Here is a 26,436-nt window from a genome sequence, read left to right as displayed (position 1 = left end):
AGCTATTTTTAATTGTTTTTAAAAACTGATGATATGAGCACAAAACCTTCTTTTATAAACGAATTGGCACTACCTGTCATTGCCGCCCCTATGTTTTTGATATCAGGGCCTAAACTGGTTGTTGAATGTTGTAAAAATGGAATTGTAGGAACCTTTCCGGCATTGAACCAACGTACTAGCGAAGGTTTTGAAGAATGGCTCATAGAAATAAAAACAGAGCTTGATAAATTCGAAAAAGAGACCGGTAAAAAAGCGGCTCCTTTTGGTGTAAATCTCATTGTTCACCCTACCAACCCAAGACTTGAAGCAGATGTAAAACTATGTATAAAACATAAAGTACCCCTTGTCATTACTTCTTTGGGTGCGGTTTCTATGGTTGTAGATGCTATTCACAGTTACGGCGGACTCGTATTTCACGATATCATCAAAAAACGTCATGCAGAAAAAGCTCAAGAAGCAGGAGTAGACGGGTTAATTCTAGTTGCAGCTGGTGCAGGCGGCCATGCGGGAACTATTAACCCTATGACTTTGGTTGCGGAAATAAAGAAGTTCTTTCACAAGACTATTATTCTTTCAGGATGTATCAGTACTGGTCGCGATATTGCTTCAGCCTTGCAAATGGGAGCTGACTTAGCTTATATGGGTACCCGATTTATTAATACCGATGAAAGCAAAGCATCAACCGAGTATAAGAAAATGATTATTGATGCCGGTGCAAATGACGTGGTATATACTGCTTCCATTTCGGGCGTTCATGCCAATTTCTTGGGAGCTAGTTTAAAAGCAGCTGGAATAACCGAGGAAGACCTGAAGAAAGACACTAAAATAGACTTTGGAAAAGAGCTTGATACCGAAGCAAAAGCATGGAAAACCATCTGGTCCGCAGGCCAAGGCTCTGCATTAATCGAAAACACCCTATCCGTAGCTGACCTAATTTCTGATTTGAAAACGGAATTTAAATCTGCTGTTCAAGATCAAATCATGCTTTTAGAGAAATATCCGAAGTAAAAAATTCTTAAAAGTAAGAACGTGGTCATTAGCTTTACATTTTCATAAGCCTAAGACCACGTTTTGTATTTTGATTTATAAGTCTATAACGCAGCTTCTATTGCCTTTATCTCACCCAAAAATTGATGTACTTGACTAACGGCCATTGAGCCTTCTCCTACCGCGGAAGCAACTCGTTTTACGGAACCTTTACGCACATCGCCCACGGCAAAAAAACCAGGTATACTGGTTTCTAGAGATTGTGGCTTCCTTTTCATATAAATATCACACATGTACAGGTCTTCTTCATCAATGCCGGGACCAGTACAAACAAAACCTTTTTCATCTGTGGCTACAATGCCTTCTAACCACTCCGTACATGGCTTCGCGCCAATAAAAGTAAATAGGTTCGTAATATTCATTTCGGTTTTTTGACCGTCATTCTTTTCCAAAACAAGGGATTCTAAATGATGGTCCCCATGCAATTCGGTTACCTGAGAATTTAATTGCACATGAATATTTGGCGCCGCCACAATGCGTTGCACCAGATAGTCGCTCATTTTTGAACCTAAATCGTCTCCCCTTAAAACTACATGTACCTCTTTAGCGTAATCCGCTAAAAATAATGCAGCTTGACCAGCCGAGTTCCCTCCGCCTACAACACCTACCAACTCGCTTTTACATGCAGAAGCATTCATTCCCGTAGCGGAATAATATACGCCACTGCCCTCATATTTATTGATATTCTCAATCGGCAATTGGCGGTAATTGGCCCCCGTAGCTGCCATTAAAGACTTTGCTCGTATTACTTTTCCATTGGTAGCGGAAAGCACAAAATGAGTTCCTGTATGTTCAATTTTTTCAGCTCTGTGTGGAATGGATATATTACATCCAAACTTTTGAGCTTGTACATAAGCTCGATTAGCAAGATCTCTTCCAGAAATCCCCGTAGGGAAACCCAAGTAATTTTCAATTTTAGAACTCTTTCCTGCTTGGCCACCAGGCGCGTTACTGTCTATAGTTACAACACTCAATCCTTCTGAAGCTGCATATACACTGGCCGCTAAACCAGATGGTCCTGCTCCAATAACCAGTAAATCAAAAACCTTATCTTCAAAATCCATCAACACCCCTGAAAAACGGGCAACCTCGTCCAAAGAAGGTTTCATATGCAACTGACCACCGTTACAAATCATAAGAGGTAAGTCTTTACCAGAAAGATCAAAACCTTTGAGCAAGTCATTAGCCTCACTGCTCTTATCTACATCCAAAAAATTGTACCAGATGTAGTTTTTATCCATAAAGTCACGAATGACATAGGCTTCTTTAGAATTACCGGAACCTACCAACTTAATGCCACCTACAAATTCGTTCAAAATTGTATCCTGACGCTGTAAAAAAGCATTAAGAAGTAAATCACTTAGATTACTATGCTGGGCAATGGCTTCTTTTAATTTTGAAGGACTAATCCGAATAAGTTCAGAACCCGCTTTGGCAACAGCTCTAAATTGTGCTCCACGATCAGATAACATACCACTATCTCCTGAAAACTCATTCTTACCATGAGTGACAATTATCTTTTGATCGTCATTAGGGCTAAGTATGGCAATTTCACCTTCCAGAACAACGAAAAAATCGTATCTAAGTTGGCCCAGTTCAAAAACTACGGTTTCTTTAGGGAAAGATTCTATCTTCCCATATCCCTTTAAAGTATTGATATGGCTTTGCGGTAATTCTGGAAATCTAGGGTCGTTCATCATTTAGTAATTAGCAATTTGTTCATCTTCATAACACCAAAGCCATCTCTCACCCGGCTCTGCGCTACTTATTACTGGGTGACCGCTTAATTTTGCGTGTTTACTTGCATGTTGGTTGGGACAGCTGTCACAACAAAGCGTAACACCACAGGTTTGACACGTACGTAAGTGCAACCAATTATCTCCTGTTTTCACACATTCAGAGCACTTATGCGTTTTTGCCTCTTTTACTTCTGCGACCGCATCTAAATGATCACAATTTCGTGTTATTTTTGACATGGCTAAATTTACAATAAAGTTTCACATGTGAGATTATGCTAAAATGTCATTTTTCTCCCGTTGTATAATCACTAAATTTACGTTACTCAGCTTCTAAATAATTAACATTAAATGCCAGTACTAGCTTCAGATTACAACCCTACTTTTATATTCAAAAACGGACATCTATCCACCGTTTATTCAGGTCTTTTTAGGCGAATAGAAGGGTTGGAGCAACAGCGAGAACGTTTAGAGTTAGCGGACGGTGATTTCATAGATTTAGATTGGAGTTATTCCAAAACCAAATCGGAGAAAGTGGTCATACTGTTGCATGGCCTGGAGGGCAATGCGCAACGCCCTTATATAACCGGAAGCGCGAAAGCTTTTAATGTTGTGGGAATTGATGCCTGCGCTGTGAATTTTAGAGGATGTAGCGGAGAAACCAATCGTCTTTTTCGTTCGTACCATTCAGGAGCAACAGAAGATTTGGATGCTGTTGTCCAATCTATTTTAAAGAAAAAAAAATATACAGAAATCTATATAAAAGGGGTGAGTTTAGGTGGCAATATGGCCATGAAATATGCTGGTGAAGAACGCGTACTGGCTCCAGAAATAAAAGCAGTAATAGGTGTTTCCGTACCCTGCGATCTTCATAGTTCACTAAAAGAATTAATGTCTACAAAAAACTACCTCTATTCCAAACGCTTCAAAAAACATCTGGTTGAAAAATTATACCCTAAACAAAAAATATTCCCAGATAACATATCTTTAAGTGACATCTCCAGCATTAGAACCTTAAAAGATTTTGACGATATTTATACGAGCCGAGCACACGGTTTTAAAAACGCATTAGATTATTATGAGAAATGTAGCTGCCGGCAATTCTTGTCTAATATTAAAATACCGTCTTTAATAATCAATGCTAAGAACGATTCTTTTTTGGGCGAGGAATGTTACCCATACAGCGAAGCCGAAAAAAACCCGAATCTTTATTTAAGGGTTCCTGAATTTGGAGGACACGTAGGCTTTATAGCCCCTTCTAACATCTATTACTCAGAAAAAACAGCAATTAAATTTATCCAAGACATGGTTTAAATTTAGTGAATCATTATATTAGCATCATTAATAAATGGCCCTCAAGCCAACTCGAATATTGAAACAAAGCATAAGATGAAAAAATTACTTAGCGTATTGGCACTTGGTGCCCTACTTGCCAGTTGTGGTGAAGAAAAAAAAGAAGAGAAAAAAGGTGGTTTTGAAATGAACAGAACCAAAACTGAAACTAAAGCAGTAGAAGCCAAATCAGAAGGTGTACCTGTTGATATGGATAATCAAGGTGTAGGTGACTACAAAGACATTTCTTTTGATGCTGATATTAATGCTGAAATGGCTGCTGCGGGTGAAGCAAAATTCAAAGCAGTTTGTACAGCTTGTCATATGGTAGATAAGCGTTTAATAGGCCCTGCATTAAAAGGTGTTTATGAAAGAAGAAGTCCATCATGGGTTATGAACATGATTGCGAACCCTGATATAATGTTGAAAGAAGATCCAATTGCACAAGCACTTCTTAAAGAATACAACAATGCTATTATGCTAAATCAGAATCTATCTGAAGAGGACACGAGAGCCGTTGCAGAATACCTGCGTACGCTTTAAGAGCTATAATTTTTATAATACTATGCCGTTATCCTGATTTTTTAGGGTAACGGCATATTTTTTTTCAATATATTAGTAGCTCTCAATCCACTTAAACCAAATTAAATTGAAACTACTACATCGTTTTCTTATCGTAATTATCGTTTTTTCGTGCACGGGCACGTCTTTTTCTCAAAAGATAAAACCTAAAAAAGTAAAAGAGTCCATGCAACAGGTTGCCGATTGGCAAATTGCCAATTTTGACGGCTTGTACAGCGACCGCAAAAAACCACACCACCCATTAGATTGGACAAATGCCGCACTCTATGTAGGCATGGCAAAATGGGCCAGCATGGCAGATAATGATACCTATTATGAATGGTTAAAAAATATAGGTGAAGAAAACGAGTGGCACTTACACAAGCGAAAATATCATGCAGATGATCATGCTGTGGGTCAAATGTATGTTGAATTATTCCGAAAGTATAACGATGAAAAAATGATTGCTCCTACCAAAGAGCAGTTCAATTTTTTAATGTTTCACCCTTCACAGAGTGCATTAAATTGGGGGACACCCTATCATCAAGACCGATGGAATTGGTGTGATGCCCTTTTTATGTCACCACCAGTTTGGGCTAAATTATATAAGGTTACAGGCGAAAAAAAATATTTGGATTTCATGATGTCCGAATTTAAAGCCTCCACTGATTTTCTTTTTGACGAGGAAGAAAATCTATACTATCGTGACGAACGTTATTTTGATCAGTTAGATAATGGCACTAAAGTTTTTTGGTCTAGAGGCAACGGTTGGGTATTTGCCGGCCTTGTTAATATCATGAACGAGCTTGACCCTCAGAGTGAAGAGTATGCGTATTTCTTGAATCTCTACAAAAAAATGGCAGAAAAACTAATTGAAATACAGACTCCTGAAGGCCATTGGGCTATGAGTCTATTAGGTCAAGAGTTTTATCCCACACCTGAAACGAGCGGTTCATCTTTTTACGTGTATGGATTGGCTTGGGGTGTCAACAACGGCATCTTGGACAATGAAACTTATGAACCCGCCGTAAAAAAGGGCTGGAATGCCATGGCAAGCCATGTTACCAAAGAAGGTATGTTAGGTTATGTACAGCCCATAGGAGCTGCGCCAGGAAAAGCTTGGCCAGATAAAACGGAGGTATACGGAACAGGCGCATATTTAAGTGCCGGTACTGAAGTTTATAAGCTATATGGCGGTGAGTAATTAACCCCTACTTATAAAAACTATCAAAGACTTTACTTATAAATGGTGCCTAGGAAAATTAAATATTTGCCCTGTCAGTTACTACCTTGTAAGTAGGGTCCTCTAAAACATTTACGTCAATGATATCAACTGCATTCTCTAGAAGAAGGATACAGTCTTTACTTAAGTGCCTTAAATGAACTTTCTTACCTTGATTGGCATATCGCTCTGTTAATCTATTTAGAGCTTCAATTGCCGACATATCGGAAACTTTACTTTCTGCAAAATCTATTACCACTTCGTCTGGATCATTTATCACATCAAACTTTTCATTAAAAGCAGTTACAGAACCGAAAAATAAAGGTCCATAAATTTCATAGTGCTTAACTCCGCCTTCATCTATGTACTTGCGAGCTCTAATACGTTTTGCGCTTTCCCAAGCAAATACCAATGCTGAAATTATTACCCCAATCAGTACAGCTAACGCCAAATTGTGTAGAATTACGGTAATTAAAGTAACCAATATCATTACAAAAATATCTGGTTTAGGCATTCTTCTTAATGCCCTAAAACTTGCCCATTCAAAAGTACCAACAGCAACCATGACCATAACTCCAACCAATGCAGCTATAGGAACAAGTTCTATTACCGATGCTCCAAATAATATGATTACTAATATAGTTAATGCAGCAATTATTCCTGATAATCTTGCTCTTGAACCAGCCGATAGGTTAACTAAAGTTTGTGCAATCATTGGGCAACCGCCCATTCCTCCAAAGAAACCATTCAATATATTTGCTCCTCCTTGTGCCAAACACTCTCTATTGCTACTACCTTTTGTACCTGTAATTTCATCTACCAAATTCAAAGTAAGCAACCCTTCAGTAAGACCAACTGCCGCCATTATTAATCCGTAAGGCAAAATGATTTTAAAGTCTTTGAATGTGAAGGGAATATTTGGTATGTGAAAAGAAGGCAAAGACCCGCTAAGCGACTTAAGTTCTTCTCCTGGTAAAGTATCTTGATTAATGATATCTACTACTTGCTTGGTATCTATATTTAAAAAATATACAACAGCAAACACCACAATAATTCCTATTAACGAAGCTGGAACTGCTTTGGTAATTTTGGGAACAAAAACAATTATTGCAATTGTAAACAGCACCAAGCCCACCATAGTATACATTGCAGGACCAGTAAGCCAAACTGCAGCATCCCCTTGTCCTACTTTAAATTGGTCCATTTGCGCCATAAAAATAATAATGGCCAAACCGTTAACGAACCCAAACATCACAGGCTGAGGAACTAAACGAATAAATTTACCCAACTTTAAAAAGCCTACAATCAATTGAAAAACACCGGCTAAAGCAACTGCTCCAAAAACATATTCTAAACCGTGAGAATTCATTAATGCCATTAGTACAACCACGGTTGCACCAGCTCCACCAGAAATTAGCCCAGGCCTCCCTCCAAATATTGCTGTAACCAGCCCCATAATAAAAGCTCCATACAAACCTACTAATGGTGAAAATCCTGCAAGAATCGCAAACATCAATGATTCTGGAATCATTGTCATGGCGACTGTTAATCCCGCTAAAATTTCATTTTTGTAATCTACTTTCTGTTTGAAATCGAACAAATTCAAATACTTCTTCACAACATCAAGATTTTAAGCGGGCAAAAATACGCCAAAATACCCTATAAGCCATAGACTTAGCAGCTAAATACATTTGAACAAATTACAAACCAAAATCATTAATTATCAACAAGTTAATATCAAAAATTATTAAAATTTAGAAGTATTTAATGAGGAGTTCATAATGAACACCGTCATTGAAAAATACAATTAAACAAAAAAACCGCCCTAAGCATTGCAGCTAAGGGCGATTTCTAACTAAATAACCAACCAAAAAACGTTTATATATCTCTACTTCTTTTCACCTTCATTATGGGATTGGAAGTCTTTTTTCTCTTTTTTTCCACTGCGCCTTTTCCGGCTTTTAAGTACTCTTGATATCCTTTTCCCCTGAACTCATATACTGTTTTACTACTCGGGTGATAAAGCTCAATTGTGCTCTCATTAATAACGTACAATTCAAAGTAATCATTGCTCGATGAACGGTAGGCCAGTGTTAAAGTTTTGAGCGTTTCATCGTCTACTATGTCATACACCGAGTAATCTCCTTCAAAATCCCATTGAAGGTTAACTAAGCGTGTTCCAACTGGATCAATAGACGACCTAAAGAAGGTAGGATTGAACTGTAAGAAGTTCTCATTATCAAACTCATTTAATGCTCCCTCAAGACTTGTGTATGTTTTTTCCCAAGCATTATATTCTTGTAAAAAATAATTGATATTGTCATAGAACAGCATGTCATAATCAAAATTACCTATTTGATATCCTCTTAAATAGTACGACGTATCTGAACGGGAATCATATAGTTCTATAGTATTTCCGTTTACCGCAAATACATCTAAAAACCATTGCCCATCTATATCATGGTCAATTTCTACAGCACCACGCACCGTATCATAATAACCTACATCTATACCAAAACCATTTCCGGTCTTACCTATACCTACTATATTATTGTTAGCGTATAATGTACCTTGGTTAAAAGAGATAGTGAATGCGCGTTGTAGAAAAGGAACCTCTCCGTTTCCGTTGGTAACGTTTATATCTACATACCAAAGGTCATACGATTGCAACACTTGACTTGTATTGTATACCGGCTCCTCTATAAACTCATCTTCAACAATAACCTCTGTATAACATGAGGTCATTAAAGTGGCTATAAAAACGGATAATAAAAGTAGTTTTGTCTTCATAATTTAGGTCTTGTGATTCTAACTAGATAAAACAAGCACCATGCCATTATTCATAACACACTGTTAAACAGTATTTAAGGTTTAAATTTTTAAATTACCTAATTTTGTATGGAGTGAAAGCCCAATACCAATACCCATAACCCACCAATTAACAGTAACTAAGTCATTTATTATAGTGCTATGAACCAAAAATTTACAGTATTAGGCGGCGGAAGCTGGGCTACAGCCATCGTAAAAATGCTTTGTGTGAACCAGGAAAAAGTAGGTTGGTACATGCGAAATTCAGATGCGGTAGGCTTCATTAACATTCAAAAGCATAACCCTAACTACCTTACTTCGGTAACTTTTGACACGGACCAATTGGAGTTGACAGATGATATTAATAAGGCCGTTAATAATTCGGACATTTTAATATTTGCTATTCCTTCTGCTTTTCTTGAGGGAGAACTGAAGAAAATAACTAGTTCGCTAAAAGATAAAATCGTGTTTTCTGCCATAAAGGGAATTGTACCGGAAACGGGATTAATCGTTGGGAAGCATTTTCATGAAAAATACGGTATACCTTTTGAAAACATAGGCGTCATTACCGGTCCATGCCATGCAGAAGAAGTTGCCTTGGAGCGTCTATCTTATTTGACCATTGCTTGTGCCGATACCGAGAAAGCCGAGTATATATCCAAAAATTTAAGCAGTGACTATATTAAGACCAAAGTTACCAAGGACATTATAGGAACTGAGTATGCAGCAATGCTTAAAAACATTTACGCTATTGCAGCTGGTATTGCACATGGTCTAGGATATGGCGATAATTTTCAGAGTGTGCTTATGAGCAACGCTATTCGTGAGATGAAACGTTATACGAAACGAATACATAAAATAGACCGAAACATTAATGAGTCTGCCTATTTAGGGGATTTATTGGTTACTGGTTATTCCACTTTCAGTCGTAACCGTATGTTCGGTAATATGATAGGAAAAGGATACACGGTAAAAAGTGCCCAAATGGAAATGCGTATGGTAGCCGAGGGCTACTATGCTGCCAAAAGTGCGTATGAGATTAAATCTAAGTTTAAAAAGAAGGTGAAAGTGCCTATTATAGATGCTGTATATGCTGTTCTTTACGAAAATAAAAGCGCTAAAAAAGTATTTAAAGCCCTGACGGACAAACTTGATTAACTTTTTAAACCAATAGGTATGAAAACAAAATCGGCCCGTTTCTTTGGGGAACGGACCGATCTCTCACTCAACACAATTTCTGAAAATATCTTAGACTTCTTATACCCTATCTAAGGAGAAGTTAGAATGCTCATCTAATTCACTAAGCAAAGTTTCACGCCATTCAGCTATCTGCGCATCATCAACAGCATAAATTGCTTTGAACTCTTCAAGAATAGGTTCCATTAAAAGTCGAACGCTATCAATATCAAAATACAACCTACCGGTTCTTCTAATGAAGAAATCCATTGGGTTCTGTACCATTTCGTAATCAATGCCAAAACGAAGCTCGGCTTTAGCCATACGAACATATTTGTCACTATCCTTTATTGTGGCGTAGTTTTCTAGTATCATTTCCGTTTGCTTTCCATAATTGGTTACCAAGAACCATGCATCATGTTTGGTAAAACCTTCTGGTTTCATACGGCCATAAATTTCAGCGATGTACTTTTCAACATGTTTAAATTTCTTGAAATCAACATTACCACATAAGAATATTTTTTCGGTAAAGCACTCCTTCAATTCAGTGCCATCTTCTTCATGCATTTTCTTGGCTATACGATCTACTACACGCTCAGCCATTTTACGGTAACCCGTAAGTTTTCCTCCTGCAATACTGATTAAACCAGTATCCGAAGTAAAAATTTCATCCTTTCTAGAAAGTTCAGATGCAGATTTTCCTTCTTCGTGAATTAACGGTCGCAAACCAGCCCATGACGAAACGATATCTTCCATTTCTAGGTTTATACTTGGGAACATATTGTTTACTGCAGAAATCAGATAGATAGCATCGGCTAAATCTGTACGAACATTATCTTTATCCTTATTAAAATTGGTGTCTGTAGTACCCACATATGTTACCTTACCACGTGGAATGGCAAACATCATCCTACCATCCGGAACATCAAAATATACCGATTGTTTTATAGGTAATTTTTTCTTTGGAAATACTAAATGCACCCCTTTGGTTAAGTGCAACTGCTTTCCTTTTTTAGAATTATTGGTACTTCTAAGCTCATCTACCCATGGGCCAGCTGCGCTAATGACATATTTAGACTTAATGCTAAAAGTAGCACCGCTCACACCATCTTTTACCTTTACACCGGCTACTTTGTCATCTGCATAGATAAAGTCTTCTACAGAAGCGTAATTCAAGGCCTGAGCCCCAAACAATAAACTTGACTTAATATTCTCAATGGTCAAACGCGCATCATCCGTACGGTACTCCGCATAATAACCGGCACCTTTTACTATTTTCTTGGGAAGTAAGGGCTCTAGTTTCATTGCCTCCTTCTTCTCTAACATCTTACGCTTATCCTCACCAGTTACCTGAGCCAATATATCATAGACCTTCAAACCAATGGATGTTAACCATTTTCCATAAGAACCATTTTCTATAAGTGGTAACAACATTTTTTCTGGCAATACCAAGTGTGGCGCTAGTTTATGAACAATTGCTCGTTCAGAACCAACCTCTTTCACCAACCAAAAATCGAATTGCTTTAAATATCGTAATCCACCGTGAATTAACTTGGTAGATTTACTACTAGTACCCGATGCAAAATCGCCTTTTTCAACCAAAGCAACCTTTAATCCCCTAGAAGCTGCATCAAGTGCAATTCCACCCCCTGTAATACCTCCACCAATAACAACCAAATCGTAGGTGTCGTTGGTTAATTCCTGGATTGTTTTTGCTCTATCTAAATTAGAAAACCTTATATTTTTCATAGCTTATTATGTCTTTCTATGTACAGTTTTTTACTATTGCTTATTTGTCATCCCATCCTTTGGTACGCTCAACAGCCTGCTTCCATTTTTTGTACAGACGTTTTCGTTTTACGCGGTCAAAGGTAGGCTTAAAGATTCTGTTCATTGGTCTATTTTGATCAACATCTTCTTGTTTCCATAACCCCACTTGAATACCTGCCAAAAACGCGGCACCCATAGCTGTAGACTCTATTACTTCTGGACGGTGCACCTCGGAATCTAATATATCTGCCTGAAACTGCATTAAATGGTTGTTTGCGCATGCCCCACCATCTACACGAAGGTGTTTCAACTGAATTCCAGAATCATCTTCCATCGCTTTTAAAATATCTTTTGTCTGGTAAGCCAATGATTCTAATGTAGCTTTCGCCAAATGCGCTTTGCCTGTATCTCTTGTCAATCCAAATACCGCTCCTCTGGCATACATATCCCAATAGGGTGCTCCCAAACCTGCAAAAGCGGGAACCACATAAACTGGGTTTTCGCCTTCAACAGAATCTGCCAAAGCTTCGGTTTCCTTTGCGTCAGTAATCAATTCCAATCCATCACGAAGCCACTGGATAGCAGCTCCTGCAATAAATATACTTCCTTCAAGTGCGTAGTTCACTTTACCATCCAATCCGTAAGCAATGGTGGTAAGAAGACCGTTTTTGGAAAATTGAGGTTTTTCACCCGTATTCATCAACATAAAACAACCTGTACCGTATGTATTCTTTGCTGTACCCTTTTTAAAACAACCTTGACCAAAAAGTGCAGCTTGTTGGTCTCCCGCTATCCCGGCAATTGGAATTTTCTTTCCGTCTATTACATAATCGCCAAAGTGATGCGCGGATGGTTTAACCTCTGGCAACATTAATTTAGGAATTCCCAATGCTTTCAACATTTTATCATCCCACTTTAGGTTTACGATATCGTAAATCATGGTACGTGATGCATTCGTATAATCAGTAACATGGCTTGCACCATTAGTCATGTTCCATACCAACCAGGTATCTACGGTACCCATTAGCAAATCCCCATTTTCAGCCTTTGCACGTGCACCTTCCACATTATCCAAAATCCACTTTACTTTGGTTCCAGAAAAATAGGAATCAATTACAAGTCCGGTCGTCTGTCCGACGTGATCTGATAATCCACTCTTTTTTAAATGTTCACAAATATCTGCCGTACGCTTATCTTGCCAAACAATAGCATTGTAAACTGGCTCACCGGTAGTTTTGTCCCAGACCATTGTGGTTTCCCTTTGGTTGGTAATCCCTATAGCCTGAATATCATTAACATCTACCTTCTCTTTTTTCAGCAATTCGTTTAAAACTCCTATTTGAGATTCAAGAATTTCTTTTGGATCATGTTCTACCCAACCTGATTTAGGGAAAATTTGCCTAAACTCCTTTTGAACCATGCCTTGAATCTTACCATCTTGGTCCACAAGCAGTGCACGAGAACTAGTAGTACCTTGGTCTAACGATATTATGTATTTCATATGATAAATGTTTAAAGCTAGAATTCCACACAAAGTAGCATAGTGTAGCACAGCAAATATAGATAAATATAAGCAATAATTCACAGAGGAAAAGGGCAAATTTTATTGAATCGATATTGATACAGCAATCTCATTCCCATATGCATCCAAAACCATTACTCTATGATTACCTTTTGAGGGAAGTACTGCCATTTCATGAAAGTTCCGAGTCTGGCCCACAAATGTTTCATCTATGTACCAATAAACTTCCGTCTCGGGCTTAGCATGAGCCAATTTTAAGATGAGCTCATTTGTTTTACCATTAAAATCTTTTGTTAGCGTAATGCTACTTCCGTTTTTAGGATATATAAAATCCATAGGAGATGCACTATTATTGCTACATCCTTTTTTAAAAGGTGGTAGTACTTTATATGATGGGTGTTTAGGTCGATAATAAAATTGCATTAAAGGAGGCAGGATAAACCAAGATTCGGACACCTCGGAAGCCAATTCGGCACAAGAAGAATTAACTCTAAATTGTTTTGCCTGGTCCAAATAAACCATCTGATGATATCTACATTCCGTAACATAATTTTGTTTATTAGGAATAGATATTGTCTTAGTTGGGCAAATATCAGTGGCCAGATATCCACTTTGGGCACACACCTCTATATCCGTAAACTCATCCAACGGTTTTTGAAACCATTTACTCCTTGGAAGCACATCAAAAACATCAAATAAAAGTGGTGCAGCAGACGTTACTCCAGTCACATTTGGTCTTCCCTCTCCATCTGCGTTCCCTATCCAAATACCGACTACATGGTCTGTAGTTACTCCAATAGCCCATGCATCTTTATTCCCAAAACTAGTTCCAGTTTTCCAAGCAATCTCTTTACTGCTATCGAAGAACTGCCAAGATTCATCGCCTTCTGGTCTGTTTACCTCCTTCATAGCCTGGAATGTGAGGTAAATGCTACCTGCATCAAAAACAGTTTTTTCAGTCGATAATTTTCCAAAATCGACCGTCTGGTTTGTTTTTAAAATCAAATCCGTGAACTCATTTTTAAAATATTCACTAGAACTTGTATTGAAATGATTCAGCGTAGAAGCCAAGTTCGCATAGGTTTTACAAAGATCCCATAAATTACTTTCCGCACCGCCCAAGATTAGAGTAAGTCCGTAATGATTGGCAGGTTTATTAATACCACCTAGTTTAAAAACATTCAATTGATCTCGAAATTTTTCTAGTCCGTATTGTTGCAACAAACGAACCGCAGGAATGTTCAATGAACGCGCCAAAGCTTTTTTTGCTTCTACGGCACCACTGTAGCTTTCATTAAAATTTTCAGGTGTATAGCCTGCTATCTGAGTTGGGACATCGGCCACCAACATATCCGGCAATAATTCACCCGCATCTAACATTGCCGCATAAAGCAACGGTTTAATGATACTTCCCGTGCTTCTATTGGCTTGAACCATGTCCACATCTTTCTGATGCTCTTTTGTTGTAGCTGTATTGCCTACATAGGACAACACCTCTCGCGTATGTACATCAAGCACCAAAACGGCGGCATTGTGAACTTGATTTTGTTTCAGGTTTTGATAATGTTTTTGCACTATGGCATTTACATTGCGTTGTAAATTCTCATCTACAGTTGTTTTGATGCGTTCACCCTTGTTCTTTTTAGCTAAATACTGCACTAAATGCGAAGCTATTTTGGGCAGAGGATAGGGTTTCTGTGGCAGCTCTTCTAATAAGGAAAGCTTATAAGTTGTTTGGTCTATGACCTGCTTTTCAAAAAGCTTCTTTAACAGACGGTTGCGTTTAGCTAGAAGTTTTGTCTGGTTTTTACCGGGGTAAATAAGACTTGGTGCATTTGGCAACACCGCCAATGTAGCAGATTCCGCCCAAGATAACTGATGCGGCCGCAACCCAAAATAACGCCATGAAGCAACATCAATACCAACTACATTTCCTCCAAAAGGAGCATGACTAGCATAAAGCTTAAGAATATCTTCTTTAGATCCATTTAATTCTAGCCGAGTAGCCCATATCAATTCAACAAACTTCTCAAAATAAGAACGACTTTTCCCGTTTCTTGCCAGTCTGATTACTTGTTGTGTGAGGGTACTACCACCCCTAACCGTTCTACCTGCAGATATATTGGCCCCTACAGCCTTGACTATAGCAACTGGGTTAAAACCAGGATGCTTATAGAAATGGGCGTCCTCAAATTGAAGAATACAGGCCTTAAACTTATACGGAACACTATCCACTTCAGAAAACCGCCACTGGCCATCATTGGCAATCATAGCCCCCAATAAAGTGCCTTGCTTACTTTCTACTACAGTAGCCGTCGGAGATTTGAATAAAATCTTGGGAAGGCAGAAATAATACGCAATAAGCAAAACCGCCAATAAAACTAGCTTCTTTGGATGCCTTCTACCAAATGAGCCAACTTTTTTCATTTTGTAAAATCATACTCCCGCTCTACAGCACAAATGCGCACCTTATACCATGAATACCAATCTTTAATTCCCTTTTGCTGTGCGAAAAGATGATCTGTATTAGCCTTCCAATTGGCTATAGACTCCATGCTTTCCCAATAACTTACGGTTATACCCACTTGCTCCCGAGCACTCTCAATACCCAGATAACCGGGCTGTGATTTGGCCAAGTTTTCCATTTGGTCGGCCATTTCCGCATAGCCTTTATCTTCCTCCGTAAGTAGAGAGGTGAAAATTACTGCATAATATGGAAGTTTGTTTTTCATTTTGAATGGTTACAAGTTCCAAAATTGACTTTTAGAAAAATTAGATATATTCTCGTTCTACGAAATAACCTACAATGGCTTCTTTCATTAAAACGGATTGCTCACCTGCCTTCAATGCAGGTAATTCTTCCTTAGTAATATAATGAGGCCAACCTTCTTCATCAAAAAACTCAAACTCATAATACCCATAAGGCTCCAATAAACGACAAATAGCAATATGCATTAAGTCTAATTTATCGTCCTTTTTGTATTTTTTATGGTATTGGCCCAATTCCTGAATCCCTACCAAATATATAATTGCGTCAAGCTCCAAAGTATCTCCATCTGCAAATTGGGCAGATAATTTCTCCACTAACACATTCCATCTTTCTTTTAACTCTTCGTCTCTTGCCATTAATCTTTTTGCATTTATCCGTTGAATGGATATAAGTCGCAAAGGTACAAATCAAAATACTACTTTTGCGTAAACACATTTGCCATGAGCTTCTTAGATATTATTTTAGGATTACTTCTTTTATACGGACTTTGGAAAGGTTTAAAAAACGGACTTTTCGTAGAGCTTGCTTCCATTGTTGCCTTAATTGCCGGGATCTATGGGGCTATTCATTTTTCATATTATGCAGGCAATTACCTTTCAGAAAATATGGAATGGAACGAACGATATATTAATATTGCTGCCTTTGTTATAACGTTTGTTGTCATTGTTCTTGCTGTACAACTAGCAGGACGGTTTTTAACTAAAATAGCCAATTTTGCCATGCTTGGCTTACTCAATAAACTTGCAGGTGGTATTTTTGGCGCCCTCAAGGTTGCTGTAATTTTAGGCGCACTACTCATTTTCTTTGAACGCATAAACGACTCTGCTGATGTTGTTAAAGATGAAACTATGAAAGAATCCGTACTTTATGGTCCTATTAAAGAGATTGGAGCATTTATATTCTCAAAGGTTTTAAAGGAGGATTCTCATATTGAAATTAAAAAAGAGACTGATAATGCCGAAAGCCTAGTCATCTAAAATAGATTGATAGTAGTAATTTGATTCCCCCATAATCAAACTTTCTATGTACTTAAATTCAATTAATACCTACAGGGGGATTGCCATATTACTTATTGTCTCAGCACATTGCTATACTATTTCGGAGCTAAAAATAAACACTTTTCCCGAAGCCGTATTTGCAAATCTTACCGCAGGCAGTACCATTAATTTTGTTTTTATTTCGGGCTTTTTGTTTCATCATGTTTTTTATATGAAGCAAAAAACACATCATTTTTTTAAGAGTAAAGTAAAGCGGCTTTTAATTCCCTATACCATTTTATCAATAATACCAATCTGCCTTAAAATGCAGTTAGAGCCCCACTTCTGGAATCAATATTTTACCTTGAATGAAGAAGGAGTGATCAACGAGTACATCGCTCCTATATTTCTGTATTACTTTACTGGAGCTCATCTGGTAGCATACTGGTACATAACTTTTGCTATTTGTTTATTTCTACTGTATCCTATTCATGTTAAGTTCATAGAATTAAAGCCGATATATCAATTCATTAATCTTTTATTACTATTTGTTATCGCACTTTTCATACATAGACCGGTAGACGAACTTAATGTAATTCAGTCCGTAGTATATTTTACGCCAATTTTTCTGTTGGGTATTCTTTGTTCAAAAAACAAAACCATTATTTACAAAGCACTAAAAAACAAAGAGTTTGTACTATTAGCAATTGTTCTCTGCATTGCCTCGCTACAGGCTTCACTCGGCAGGTACGATAACTATCAAAAGCGTGCTTTTGAATATGACGGAATTGATTTAATACTGCTTCAAAAATCAATACTTTGTATTTTCTTTATGTTATTCTTACATCGTTTTGAAAACACTAAGAATAAATTACTGAGCCTACTGGCCTCAACAAGTTTTGCCATATATTTTCTTCATGGTTACGTATTGCAATTATTCACCGTCTTAAAAGTCAAATTTCATATTCTAGTCCCATATCCATGGGCAACATATTTCATGGTATGGGCTGCCCTCATGGTTTGTAGTATAGTATTGGCTATCTTGGTTAAAAGAATCGTACCCAAGTACTCTAAATACATTACAGGGTATTGAACAATGTATTTTGATGTTATAGCTACTTTTTCAAAATTGTTAACGAACTTTGACCAAATAATCTAAAAATATACATGCGTAAGCTTGTCATTTATACTATAGCCCTTGGACCCGACTTCGGCTTTGTTCCGCAAAAAAGCATTGAAGGTGTAGACTTTTTTGCTTTTACGGATGACCCTAAAAAAGTCTGTAAACCGTGGAAACCAATTTTGGTAAAAGATGACATAAAGGACAAAGAACGTCTAAGGTCTCGCCACCCAAAGTTATTACCACATCTTTATTTTAATGATTACGATACTAGCATTTATATTGATAGCAATTATCTAGTTATAGGTGATATAAAAAAATTAGTGTCAAGTTTGGGTGATTTTCAAATGGGGGTTTTTGACCACAATCAATGTGATGATGCCCGGAACTGTGTATATGAAGAGCATCAGGCTCTACTTGAATTAGGCAAGCAACGGGGAGCTTACAAAGACAAGCCCGATATAATGGAAAAGCAAATACAATTTTTTAAATCCGAAGGGTATCCCACCGAAAACGGACTCATATTCGCTGCAGTTCTTATTAGAAAACATAATGACCCACAGGTTATAAAAGTTATGGAAGATTGGTGGGCTTTTGTCTCTACACAAAGCCTTCGTGACCAACTAAGTTTCAATTACGTTGCTTGGAAGAACAAATTCAACTACACAATAATCCCTGGAGACTTACGAACCGGGAACCCATATTTTTATTTTTTAGCATCAAATAGAAAAAGTTATCTTTGGCGGCTTATAAAATATCGCATAAAGAACTTATTGAACTATAAACTTCACCCTTAAAAGCTGCATTTGCTCTAAAACATGTCTTTTTATGTAATTTCCAAAATGCAAAAACGTTTTGATAGTTCACCAAATCAGATAAAAATGAAAAAACCAATACTTTTATTAATCTTAGCCATAGGCTGTACTTTCACCTCGTGTAAACAAGATGACTCCGGTGGTGACGGTGATTTATTAGGTACATGGCTCCTCACTGCATACGTTGTTAACGAAGTTGAAGAACCGGCCGACGAATGCCAAAGCATGAACATTATGCGCTTTAAAGATGGAAACATTTTTGATTACGAATTTCATACCACGGATAGTGCAAGCGGCGATTGTATAGAAGGGATTCATGATTCTGGTACGTGGTCATATCTATTTGACGGAAAAGTTCAATTAGACTATGGAACTGAGGGAAGATCAGACGTAACCGTTGCAAAATATAAAATTTCCGGAGATGTTCTAACGCTTACCTTTGATGAAGGTAACGGCGAATACCATGAAAAATATAAAAAAGAATAAAAGAATATCACATATTTTAAAACTCAAAAAAGACCCTTTATAAGGGTCTTTTTTTTTTAGATATCAACAATATTTTATTGAACTACCTCTACCCATTGGCCTTTGGTACGCACCATATATTCATTATCATACATGGCCTCTGCTTGAACACCAGGTAAATAATAACGCCCTAAATAAGATGCATTCATTAGCACTCTAAGCGTTTTACTTTCGTTCTTCTTCATGTCAAAATAAAAATTACTTCGGTCATCGCGAATATCTGTATACGTAACCTTATTGTCTGCAAATTCTCCAAAGTCCGTAAAACGAGTGTTTACAATTTCCCACCCACTTGGAAAAATCTCGGTGAGAGCTATATCCTTAATTTCTTTGCTAGTGGTATTGGTTAAAGTAACCTCAGCAACGAAATCTGTACCCTGTGTCATTTGCGTAACATCTAACTGAGACCCATTGCGACCTTTAAATCCTATTTTTGCAACCAAATTTCGCTGTATTACTTTCTCTTCTCCTACCGGTAAAATTCCTTGATTTACGATGGTAACAAACAAAGTACTAGCTTCATCATTTTTCAACTCCATAGTATTGGCACCCTTTTTTATTGAGAGCTCCCGTGTTGCCAGAGTCTTTGGTGTTACCACATTTTTAGAATGGCCATTTACGGTTACTACTGCTTTTATACCCTTACCTCCCACTAAATTGGCAAATTTGGCCATTGCAATTAAACTATATGCCGTAGTCTGGGTGCTCAACCACCTAGATTCAGAAATGCGTTCGGCAATAGTTTTCGCTAAATCCTGAGCTTTGCCCTTATCCTTACCTAAAACGTAGGTTTCTAAAGCCATAGCCCTATTTCTATCCGATGACCCGTACGTATGATAATCGTACTTGGAGTTTTCAAAATCAAGTTTTGCCATGCTCAGAACATCCTTGGCCACATTGTTTTGACCAATTAATGCATAGCAAACAGCTAAACGGAATTTCGCTTCATTGGACAAGCCGTTGCTTTCTCTCAACCGGTTCATACTAGACACATCTGCATTTCCGGATAAAGCCAGCGTATATAAACGATATGCCTGTGCTAAATCTGAGCTATCGTTATCCGAACGCCATTGTTTTGCACTATTCTGCTGGTACTTTAACCAACTTGACTTAAACCCAATTGGCAGCACATACCCTTTCTTCTCTGCCTCTATCAAGAAATGTCCGGCATACGAAGTACCCCAATCATTAGAATAGTTTTGGCCCGGCCAATATGAAAATCCTCCTGTAGCATTTTGATAACCGCCTAAAAATTTAATAGCACGTACCACATTCTGCTGAATACTTTTCTTCCTATTCCCGTCCAAGTCAAAAATATCCGAAAGATATAACTGCGGAAATGCTGCGGATGTAGTTTGTTCTAAACACCCGTGAGGGTAGCGAATCAGGTTTTGCATGCGACCATTAAAATTCATTGGCGGCAAAGTAGACAGCTCAATTTCTGCGGAATTGCTTCCTGAAATCCCGAAAGTTTCTAAGTTTATGGTCTGTGAAGAATTAGGCTCCAAGATTACCTTTTGCATTTCTGACGTAACCGGATTAGGATTTACCACATCAATAGGAATTTCAAAAAAAGCTGTTTCTCCATTACCAGAAGCTTCAACAATGACTTTTCCTATCCCTTTAAAATCAGCCACTTTCAATTTAAAATACGCCATTTTTTCATCAGGCTGGTCAAAAGTAACCACTTGAGTAACATCCCCGGAAATAGTAAACGATGGGTCCGACTTCAATTTTAAAGTAACATTTTTTATTTTCTTTTCCATAGCAAATACAGTGACTGGAAGGGTCACTTTTTCACCAGGTGTGATTTTTCTAGGTAACGAAGCCAACACCATCAAAGGTTTACGTACCGGAGTGGTCTTTTCTGCCATTCCATAAGCTTCAGTTTGAGAATTGCCCGCTACCACCATGGTCCGCACGGAACCAATATATTTAGGTATCTTAATCTTATGTGATTTGGTTTCCCCTTCTTTTAAACTAAAAGGACCTAAATGAACTACCATAGGTTCAAAACGGTTGGCCTTTTTATTTTTTGCTCCTGCGAGCTCTCCATCACCACCAATAGCAAATACTTGATTTACCTTGCCACCAAAAGCTCCAATAACATCATCAAACACATCCCAAGTTTTTACACCAAGCGCTTCGTGAGCATAGAAAATATCCCATGGGTCTGGGGTTACAAAACGTGTTAAGTCTAATAAACCTTCGTCTACTATTGTAATGCTATATGTCATTGCCTTTTTGTTCTTCTCACCAACCTTAACCGTTATGGTCTCTTCGGGTTGTAATATTTCGGGCATTGTAATAATAGGCTCAATTTTCGTAGCTGGGTTCTCTACCGAAACCGGCACAACACCATATAATCTAATTGGATTATCGTTCAAAGTACTGGCATGAGGCTGCAACAAAGAAATATGAATAAACACATTGGGCGCATAAAGCTCGCTCATAGCTAATTCAAATTTCGTTTCATCTTTTGCCGTATCTATCCAAAGACTTTTTAAAACCTCCGTACCGTTCTCTATGGTAACCAAAGCACGACTCCCTTCAGAACTAGGGAAAGTCACTGTAGCTGTTTCACCAACATTATAGGTTTCCTTATCTGTAGAAAACACCAACATAGTAGCAGCCGACGGATCCGTTTTACGAGATTTCCCTGCCCAGCCCGGCCAATCTATATACATAGTTTTTGCAGTTGAATGACCTCCGTTAGAGTCTTCCACACGCACTAAATAACGCCCCCATTCAGGATACTTTAATTCAAATTTAAAATTAGCCTTACCACTGGCATTTGTACTGATTACCTTTTCAAATACCTTCTCGTGATACTGACTACTGCTATAATTAGACAAATTATCAGCAGAAGTATCCCACCACCATCTCCAACTTACTTTATGGATGGTTACATTTAAATTTTTTGCAGCCTTGGGATTACCTTTTTCATCTACGGTAACCACATCAAAATTATGGGGTGTGTCCGTTAAAAGCATCCCCCTATTTTTATCACCTTTAGGTATGGTCAATCCAACATAAGTGTCATAGGGCGAATATGTTTTTGAAAACACGTCCGTACTAAAATCACCTCCATTTTCATATACTTTGGTGATAAAAGCTGCTTTTAGCATACCTGGTGCCTGACTTGTAAGCTGAGGATTCATGCTGAAGCGCGTCTTACCTTCTGCATCTACTTTACCATCAAAAACTACTTGGTCCTCTACCGAAAAATTACGAGTTGGGTCATCAAAAACATAACCGGGAAATTTACTGAATGTAGTGTTAGATGCATTAAATTTTGCTGTAATATCAGCTTTCAGATTTTTTGCAATTGCACCATGCAACCACTTTACTTCCATCTTACCAGTAATGGGCTTGGTTGCATTTAAAATTTCGTCATCAAACTCGGTTTTAATTTTTAAACGATTGGGTTTAATGGTTTCAATTTTCAGTGATTTTATAAACGTAGCGCCACCAACCGAAATTTTAGCCGACCAATTTCCAGTAGGCGCATTTTCATCTGTTTTTAGATTAAACTGATAAAAATTATTAAGTCCGTTTGTTCTAACCTCACGTTGAACAACTTTGTTATACGGGTCCAACAATTCTAATTTTACGGGATGGTTTTCTGGTAGTTTATGCGCGTTATCATTCAGCATAAAAGAAAGGAAAATTTCATCTCCCGGACGCCAAACACCTCTTTCACCAAAAATAAAACCTTTAAGTCCTTTTTGAAGCTCTACTCCTGATACCTTGAACTTACTTACAGAAAGCGCATTACCGTCATTTAGTTTTACATAGGTTTTTTGACCATTACTTTCGGCAACCGCAAAATAGGCTGGTTTTCCCGAATCAAACATAGATATGCCCTCAGTATCCGTTACCACATGCCCTAACGACTGTTGTTGATAATTGAAAAATGTAACCTTAGCTCCAGCAACAGGTTTGGTATTTAAAATGTCCGTTACGGCAACAAAGTAGCTTTTATTAATTCCCTTTTTGACAGTAACACCTAAATCTGACGCCAGAACATTCATTCCTACCTTTTTGTTGTAGTAATAGGATTTGTCACAAGGGTTTTCTCTTTCGTTCCAATTATAATCGTAGTAGTAATCATCATAGTAATAGTTCTCTACATTGTCCCAAGAACTACTCTCATTCTCTTCATCAAAATCTTCCTCATCTTCAGCCACAGACTCAAAATTGGAATTTTCACAACCATAGGCGCTATCTTCAGGGCCAAAATCTAATTCAACCCTATAAATAGCACCAACGTCAGGCGTAATAAAGGTTTTAAGGTCAAGCGCATGCGCCACCCATTTGCCGTTAGAACCAGATAAATTGTCTAAAGTTATTTTCTTGCGTGCAATAGGTCTTGCTACGGCCCGTAAATCTCCTTGTCCGTTTAAATTACTATTCTGCAGAAACTGTAGAATGTTATTTTCATAAATTTTAAAAACAGAAACTTTTACCGACGCTAAACTTACCGCCTCAAAATTGACTTTAAGATTATTGGAAGAAGGTAAAATTGTTCCATTGGAAAGAAATCGTACCTGTGGCTTAAGCTTTTCAAAAGCAATCCTATCCGTAAATTTGGTTTTCAATTTATTACCGTCCGTGCTCTCAATACCCTCATAAACTTCTAGTGCCACCGTACCTTCAATATCTTTAGAAGGGTATACTTTTAAGGTATTTCCGTCTACAGCATACTTAACGTTATCATCTTGCTCCAATACTACCAGCCCCTTAAAATTCTGACCTTTCTTTAATGGGTCTGAAAAATTGATGGTTACTACGGCACTTTCACCCGTCTCCACAGAAGCATCCAAAACAGTGAAGTTATTTTTACCCGGTATGGTAATGCTTTCAGAACCGCCACTTTCTATATCAAACTGCTTGCCGCTCCATGAAACTTCTAGTTTGGAGTCTTCATAATACCTCTGAATACTATCTATTCTAAAAGAAAACTGAGTCCCTTTTTCTGTTCCTGCATCGAACTTAATCTGGATTGGTTTTCCATTTTGGGTCGCAGAAACCAATTGCTCCGATTTTTTGAGAGGAAAAACATCTGCCATGCGCAACTGACCTGTGATGTATTGGTATTCCTTTGAGTACGACTGCGGGGCATTCGTATAAATATTAAACTGTTGTTCTAAAGTTTTTACACTGAAGTTCAATGCACCTAAATCACCTGGCAAATCACTTATAATATCATTTAAATTCAAGGTGAATTGATATTCTGTATTCTGTTCAAAACCATTTAAAGGAACGAAAGCTATTGTGCGGTTATCAAGAGCTACTACTTTACCTTCTACTTTTGGAGATACGTTGAAGAAATCTTCATTTAACTCATCACCGGCATTCCATTCTTCAACAGGCGTATTCAGAACTACTCTTACACTACTCTGAGCTGAAATAATTCCGTGAGAAACCTGACCTACGTAATCTTGAAAACGATTAAGGTTATCCTCCTGCTGGCTTACATCTTCCTTTTTAGAGGTACATGCTGTAAAAAAAACAAAAAGGAGCAGAAAACGAAAAAGAGAATTGACCTTCATAGAAAGATTGTTTTACACAAAAATAGCAGTTAATAAGTAGATTTTGTCACGGTTTTCCTTGAATTATGGATAGATAAAAACCCTGTTTTCAGTAGGGGAAAAATAAATCCATTGTTGTTTTCTTAACTCCAGAAAGCAAATAATCAGCGTACTTCGAGACTTGAACTTAACTAATAAAAAGGTGTATTTCATCGAAAACAGAAAGTAATCAACTGGAGTAAACAATATATTTTGGATATTCGCCTCACGATAACACCCCCTTATCAATTCGCTGAACACGAGAACTCCCCACTTTTCTCTCCTACTTTTTAAGAACACGCCTACTTACAAATAGAACTTTGTATGAAAATGAGAACGCACTATATTGCACTCGTTTTATTTGTATGCACATTGGCCTCTTGTAGTAAAGAGTCCGTTGAGGCTGCAGATATAATCGAGAAAGAAAATGCTGAAACCGTAGAGAAAGAACTTCTTGAAGCCGTTAATGGACACCGGCTATCTATTGGAGTAAATTCACTGGAGTTTAGCTCAGTAGCCTATTTACAAGCCAATAAACACACGGATTATATGATTTCTAAGGGCGCATTGAACCACGATAATTTTAGTTCACGTGCATCTGAAATATCTGCCGTAGAAGCTGCTGAATTCGTTGCCGAAAATGTGGCAAAAGATTATGCTACTGCTTCTGAAGCCCTTTCTGGATGGTTAAATAGTAGCAGTCATAAAAGAACTATGGAGGGTGAATTTACCCATACAGCGGTAAGCGTTAAAAAAGATAGTGACGGAAAATTGTATTTTACTCAAATATTTTTTCGTTAGTTTTTAAGTGTTAAAATCCACTATATACTACACACACTAGTAATACAACATACTTTTTCATAGCTTTGAGATGAAATGACCACCTTTTGCGCATGTACAAACATGAGCAAGAGGTTTTGGTTCTAAATGTCTAGATATGCCCATTAAAGCTCCTTTTAATCTCAATCGCTGGATAGAAGAAAACAGGCACACCCTTAAACCTCCTGTTGGCAATAAAAACCTTTACAAAGATGCCGGAGACTATATTGTTATGGTGGTTGCCGGGCCCAACGCCAGAAAAGATTACCACTACAATGAAACAGAAGAACTTTTCTATCAATTAGAAGGGAACATTGAAGTTCATATACAAGAAGACGGGCAAAAGAAAACAATGACACTTGGTCCTGGCGATATGTATCTACATCCAGCCAAAATACCACACTCACCTGTTCGTCATGAAGGCAGTATTGGTTTGGTTATTGAGCGTAAACGAGCCGATATGAACGTAGATGATGGTCTACTTTGGTTTTGTGACAATTGTAATCATAAACTTTACGAAGCTTACTTTACCCTAAATGATATTGAAGTTGACTTTTTAAAGCATTTCAAGCACTATTATGGTTCTGAAGACCTACGAACTTGCGATAATTGCGGCACAGTTATGCCCGTAGACCCAAGATTTGTTAGTAGTGATTAAAGATT

The 26,436-nt window shown here is 37.8% G+C and carries 21 protein-coding genes; 11 read left to right on the top strand and 10 right to left on the bottom strand.

What is annotated here, in order from left to right; translation table 11 throughout:
• Window positions 1-33: 33 nt before the first annotated feature.
• Window positions 34-1,008, top strand: a complete 975-nt coding sequence (locus IWB64_RS07180; RefSeq protein ID WP_194533357.1) for an NAD(P)H-dependent flavin oxidoreductase — start codon at window positions 34-36, stop codon at window positions 1,006-1,008.
• 83 nt (window positions 1,009-1,091) lie between these two features.
• Here IWB64_RS07180 and IWB64_RS07175 read toward each other — a convergent pair whose 3' ends face one another.
• Together IWB64_RS07175 and IWB64_RS07170 are read right to left on the bottom strand one after the other, a co-directional pair.
• Complete coding sequence (locus IWB64_RS07175) at window positions 1,092-2,744, bottom strand: FAD-dependent oxidoreductase (RefSeq protein WP_194533356.1); 1,653 nt, start codon at window positions 2,742-2,744, stop codon at window positions 1,092-1,094.
• A gap of 3 nt (window positions 2,745-2,747) precedes the next feature.
• A complete protein-coding gene (locus IWB64_RS07170) occupies window positions 2,748-3,023 on the bottom strand; it encodes a UBP-type zinc finger domain-containing protein (RefSeq protein ID WP_194533355.1) in 276 nt (91 codons plus the stop codon).
• A gap of 111 nt (window positions 3,024-3,134) precedes the next feature.
• Here IWB64_RS07170 and IWB64_RS07165 point away from each other — a divergent pair, with 111 nt between their 5' ends.
• The 3 genes from IWB64_RS07165 (at window position 3,135) to IWB64_RS07155 (ending at window position 5,880) form a co-directional block, all read left to right on the top strand.
• Window positions 3,135-4,097 carry a YheT family hydrolase gene (locus tag IWB64_RS07165; protein ID WP_194533354.1) on the top strand — a complete coding sequence of 321 codons (963 nt, stop codon included), beginning with the start codon at window positions 3,135-3,137 and terminating at the stop codon, window positions 4,095-4,097.
• Window positions 4,098-4,172: 75 nt separating this feature from the next.
• Complete coding sequence (locus IWB64_RS07160; RefSeq protein WP_194533353.1) at window positions 4,173-4,658, top strand: c-type cytochrome; 486 nt, start codon at window positions 4,173-4,175, stop codon at window positions 4,656-4,658.
• Window positions 4,659-4,764: 106 nt separating this feature from the next.
• Complete coding sequence (locus IWB64_RS07155) at window positions 4,765-5,880, top strand: glycoside hydrolase family 88/105 protein (protein ID WP_226975826.1); 1,116 nt, start codon at window positions 4,765-4,767, stop codon at window positions 5,878-5,880.
• A gap of 58 nt (window positions 5,881-5,938) precedes the next feature.
• Here IWB64_RS07155 and IWB64_RS07150 read toward each other — a convergent pair whose 3' ends face one another.
• Window positions 5,939-7,516, bottom strand: coding sequence for a SulP family inorganic anion transporter (locus IWB64_RS07150; protein ID WP_194533352.1), 1,578 nt, complete (start codon window positions 7,514-7,516; stop codon window positions 5,939-5,941).
• Window positions 7,517-7,776: 260 nt separating this feature from the next.
• On the bottom strand, window positions 7,777-8,688 hold the full coding sequence (locus IWB64_RS07145) for a nicotinic acid mononucleotide adenyltransferase (RefSeq protein ID WP_194533351.1): 912 nt from the start codon (window positions 8,686-8,688) through the stop codon (window positions 7,777-7,779).
• Between the two features lie 180 nt (window positions 8,689-8,868).
• Between IWB64_RS07145 and IWB64_RS07140 the strand changes: the two genes are divergently transcribed.
• Window positions 8,869-9,864 (top strand): NAD(P)H-dependent glycerol-3-phosphate dehydrogenase, encoded by a 996-nt coding sequence (locus IWB64_RS07140; protein WP_194533350.1) that lies wholly within the window; start codon window positions 8,869-8,871, stop codon window positions 9,862-9,864.
• 99 nt (window positions 9,865-9,963) lie between these two features.
• On the opposite strand, the gene IWB64_RS07135 is transcribed toward IWB64_RS07140, so the two are convergent.
• The 5 genes from IWB64_RS07135 to IWB64_RS07115 all read right to left on the bottom strand — a co-directional run bounded on the left by IWB64_RS07135 (window position 9,964) and on the right by IWB64_RS07115 (window position 16,300).
• The gene (locus tag IWB64_RS07135) at window positions 9,964-11,631 is read right to left on the bottom strand and encodes a glycerol-3-phosphate dehydrogenase/oxidase (protein ID WP_194533349.1); all 1,668 of its coding nucleotides are present in this window, start codon (window positions 11,629-11,631) and stop codon (window positions 9,964-9,966) included.
• A gap of 40 nt (window positions 11,632-11,671) precedes the next feature.
• The gene (gene glpK / locus IWB64_RS07130) at window positions 11,672-13,153 is read right to left on the bottom strand and encodes a glycerol kinase GlpK (protein ID WP_194533348.1); all 1,482 of its coding nucleotides are present in this window, start codon (window positions 13,151-13,153) and stop codon (window positions 11,672-11,674) included.
• 102 nt (window positions 13,154-13,255) lie between these two features.
• Window positions 13,256-15,601 (bottom strand): penicillin-binding protein 1C, encoded by a 2,346-nt coding sequence (pbpC, locus tag IWB64_RS07125; RefSeq protein ID WP_194533347.1) that lies wholly within the window; start codon window positions 15,599-15,601, stop codon window positions 13,256-13,258.
• A complete protein-coding gene (locus IWB64_RS07120; protein ID WP_194533346.1) occupies window positions 15,598-15,906 on the bottom strand; it encodes an antibiotic biosynthesis monooxygenase family protein in 309 nt (102 codons plus the stop codon). The genes pbpC and IWB64_RS07120 overlap by 4 nt, the downstream gene beginning before the upstream one ends.
• Before the next feature lie 40 nt (window positions 15,907-15,946).
• Entirely contained in the window at window positions 15,947-16,300 is a 354-nt protein-coding gene (locus tag IWB64_RS07115) for a hypothetical protein (protein ID WP_155597820.1), read from the bottom strand.
• A gap of 84 nt (window positions 16,301-16,384) precedes the next feature.
• Between IWB64_RS07115 and IWB64_RS07110 the strand changes: the two genes are divergently transcribed.
• From IWB64_RS07110 to IWB64_RS07095, 4 genes are all read left to right on the top strand, one after another.
• Window positions 16,385-16,921 (top strand): CvpA family protein, encoded by a 537-nt coding sequence (locus IWB64_RS07110; protein WP_194533345.1) that lies wholly within the window; start codon window positions 16,385-16,387, stop codon window positions 16,919-16,921.
• A gap of 46 nt (window positions 16,922-16,967) precedes the next feature.
• A complete protein-coding gene (locus IWB64_RS07105; protein WP_194533344.1) occupies window positions 16,968-18,014 on the top strand; it encodes an acyltransferase family protein in 1,047 nt (348 codons plus the stop codon).
• 74 nt (window positions 18,015-18,088) lie between these two features.
• Window positions 18,089-18,838, top strand: a complete 750-nt coding sequence (locus tag IWB64_RS07100; protein ID WP_194533343.1) for a glycosyltransferase domain-containing protein — start codon at window positions 18,089-18,091, stop codon at window positions 18,836-18,838.
• An 84-nt stretch (window positions 18,839-18,922) separates the two neighbouring features.
• On the top strand, window positions 18,923-19,342 hold the full coding sequence (locus tag IWB64_RS07095; protein WP_194533342.1) for a lipocalin-like domain-containing protein: 420 nt from the start codon (window positions 18,923-18,925) through the stop codon (window positions 19,340-19,342).
• 74 nt (window positions 19,343-19,416) lie between these two features.
• Here IWB64_RS07095 and IWB64_RS07090 read toward each other — a convergent pair whose 3' ends face one another.
• Window positions 19,417-24,936, bottom strand: coding sequence for an alpha-2-macroglobulin family protein (locus IWB64_RS07090; protein WP_194533341.1), 5,520 nt, complete (start codon window positions 24,934-24,936; stop codon window positions 19,417-19,419).
• A 342-nt stretch (window positions 24,937-25,278) separates the two neighbouring features.
• On the opposite strand from IWB64_RS07090, the gene IWB64_RS07085 reads away from it, so the two are divergent.
• Window positions 25,279-25,755, top strand: coding sequence for a CAP domain-containing protein (locus IWB64_RS07085; RefSeq protein ID WP_194533340.1), 477 nt, complete (start codon window positions 25,279-25,281; stop codon window positions 25,753-25,755).
• A gap of 136 nt (window positions 25,756-25,891) precedes the next feature.
• Window positions 25,892-26,431 carry a 3-hydroxyanthranilate 3,4-dioxygenase gene (locus IWB64_RS07080; RefSeq protein WP_194533339.1) on the top strand — a complete coding sequence of 180 codons (540 nt, stop codon included), beginning with the start codon at window positions 25,892-25,894 and terminating at the stop codon, window positions 26,429-26,431.
• The last annotated feature ends 5 nt before the right edge of the window (window positions 26,432-26,436 follow it).

The sequence above is a fragment of the Zobellia nedashkovskayae genome (genome assembly GCF_015330125.1).
In the GTDB taxonomy this organism is placed as follows: domain Bacteria; phylum Bacteroidota; class Bacteroidia; order Flavobacteriales; family Flavobacteriaceae; genus Zobellia; species Zobellia nedashkovskayae.
This window is presented reverse-complemented; position numbering and strand designations above follow the sequence as displayed.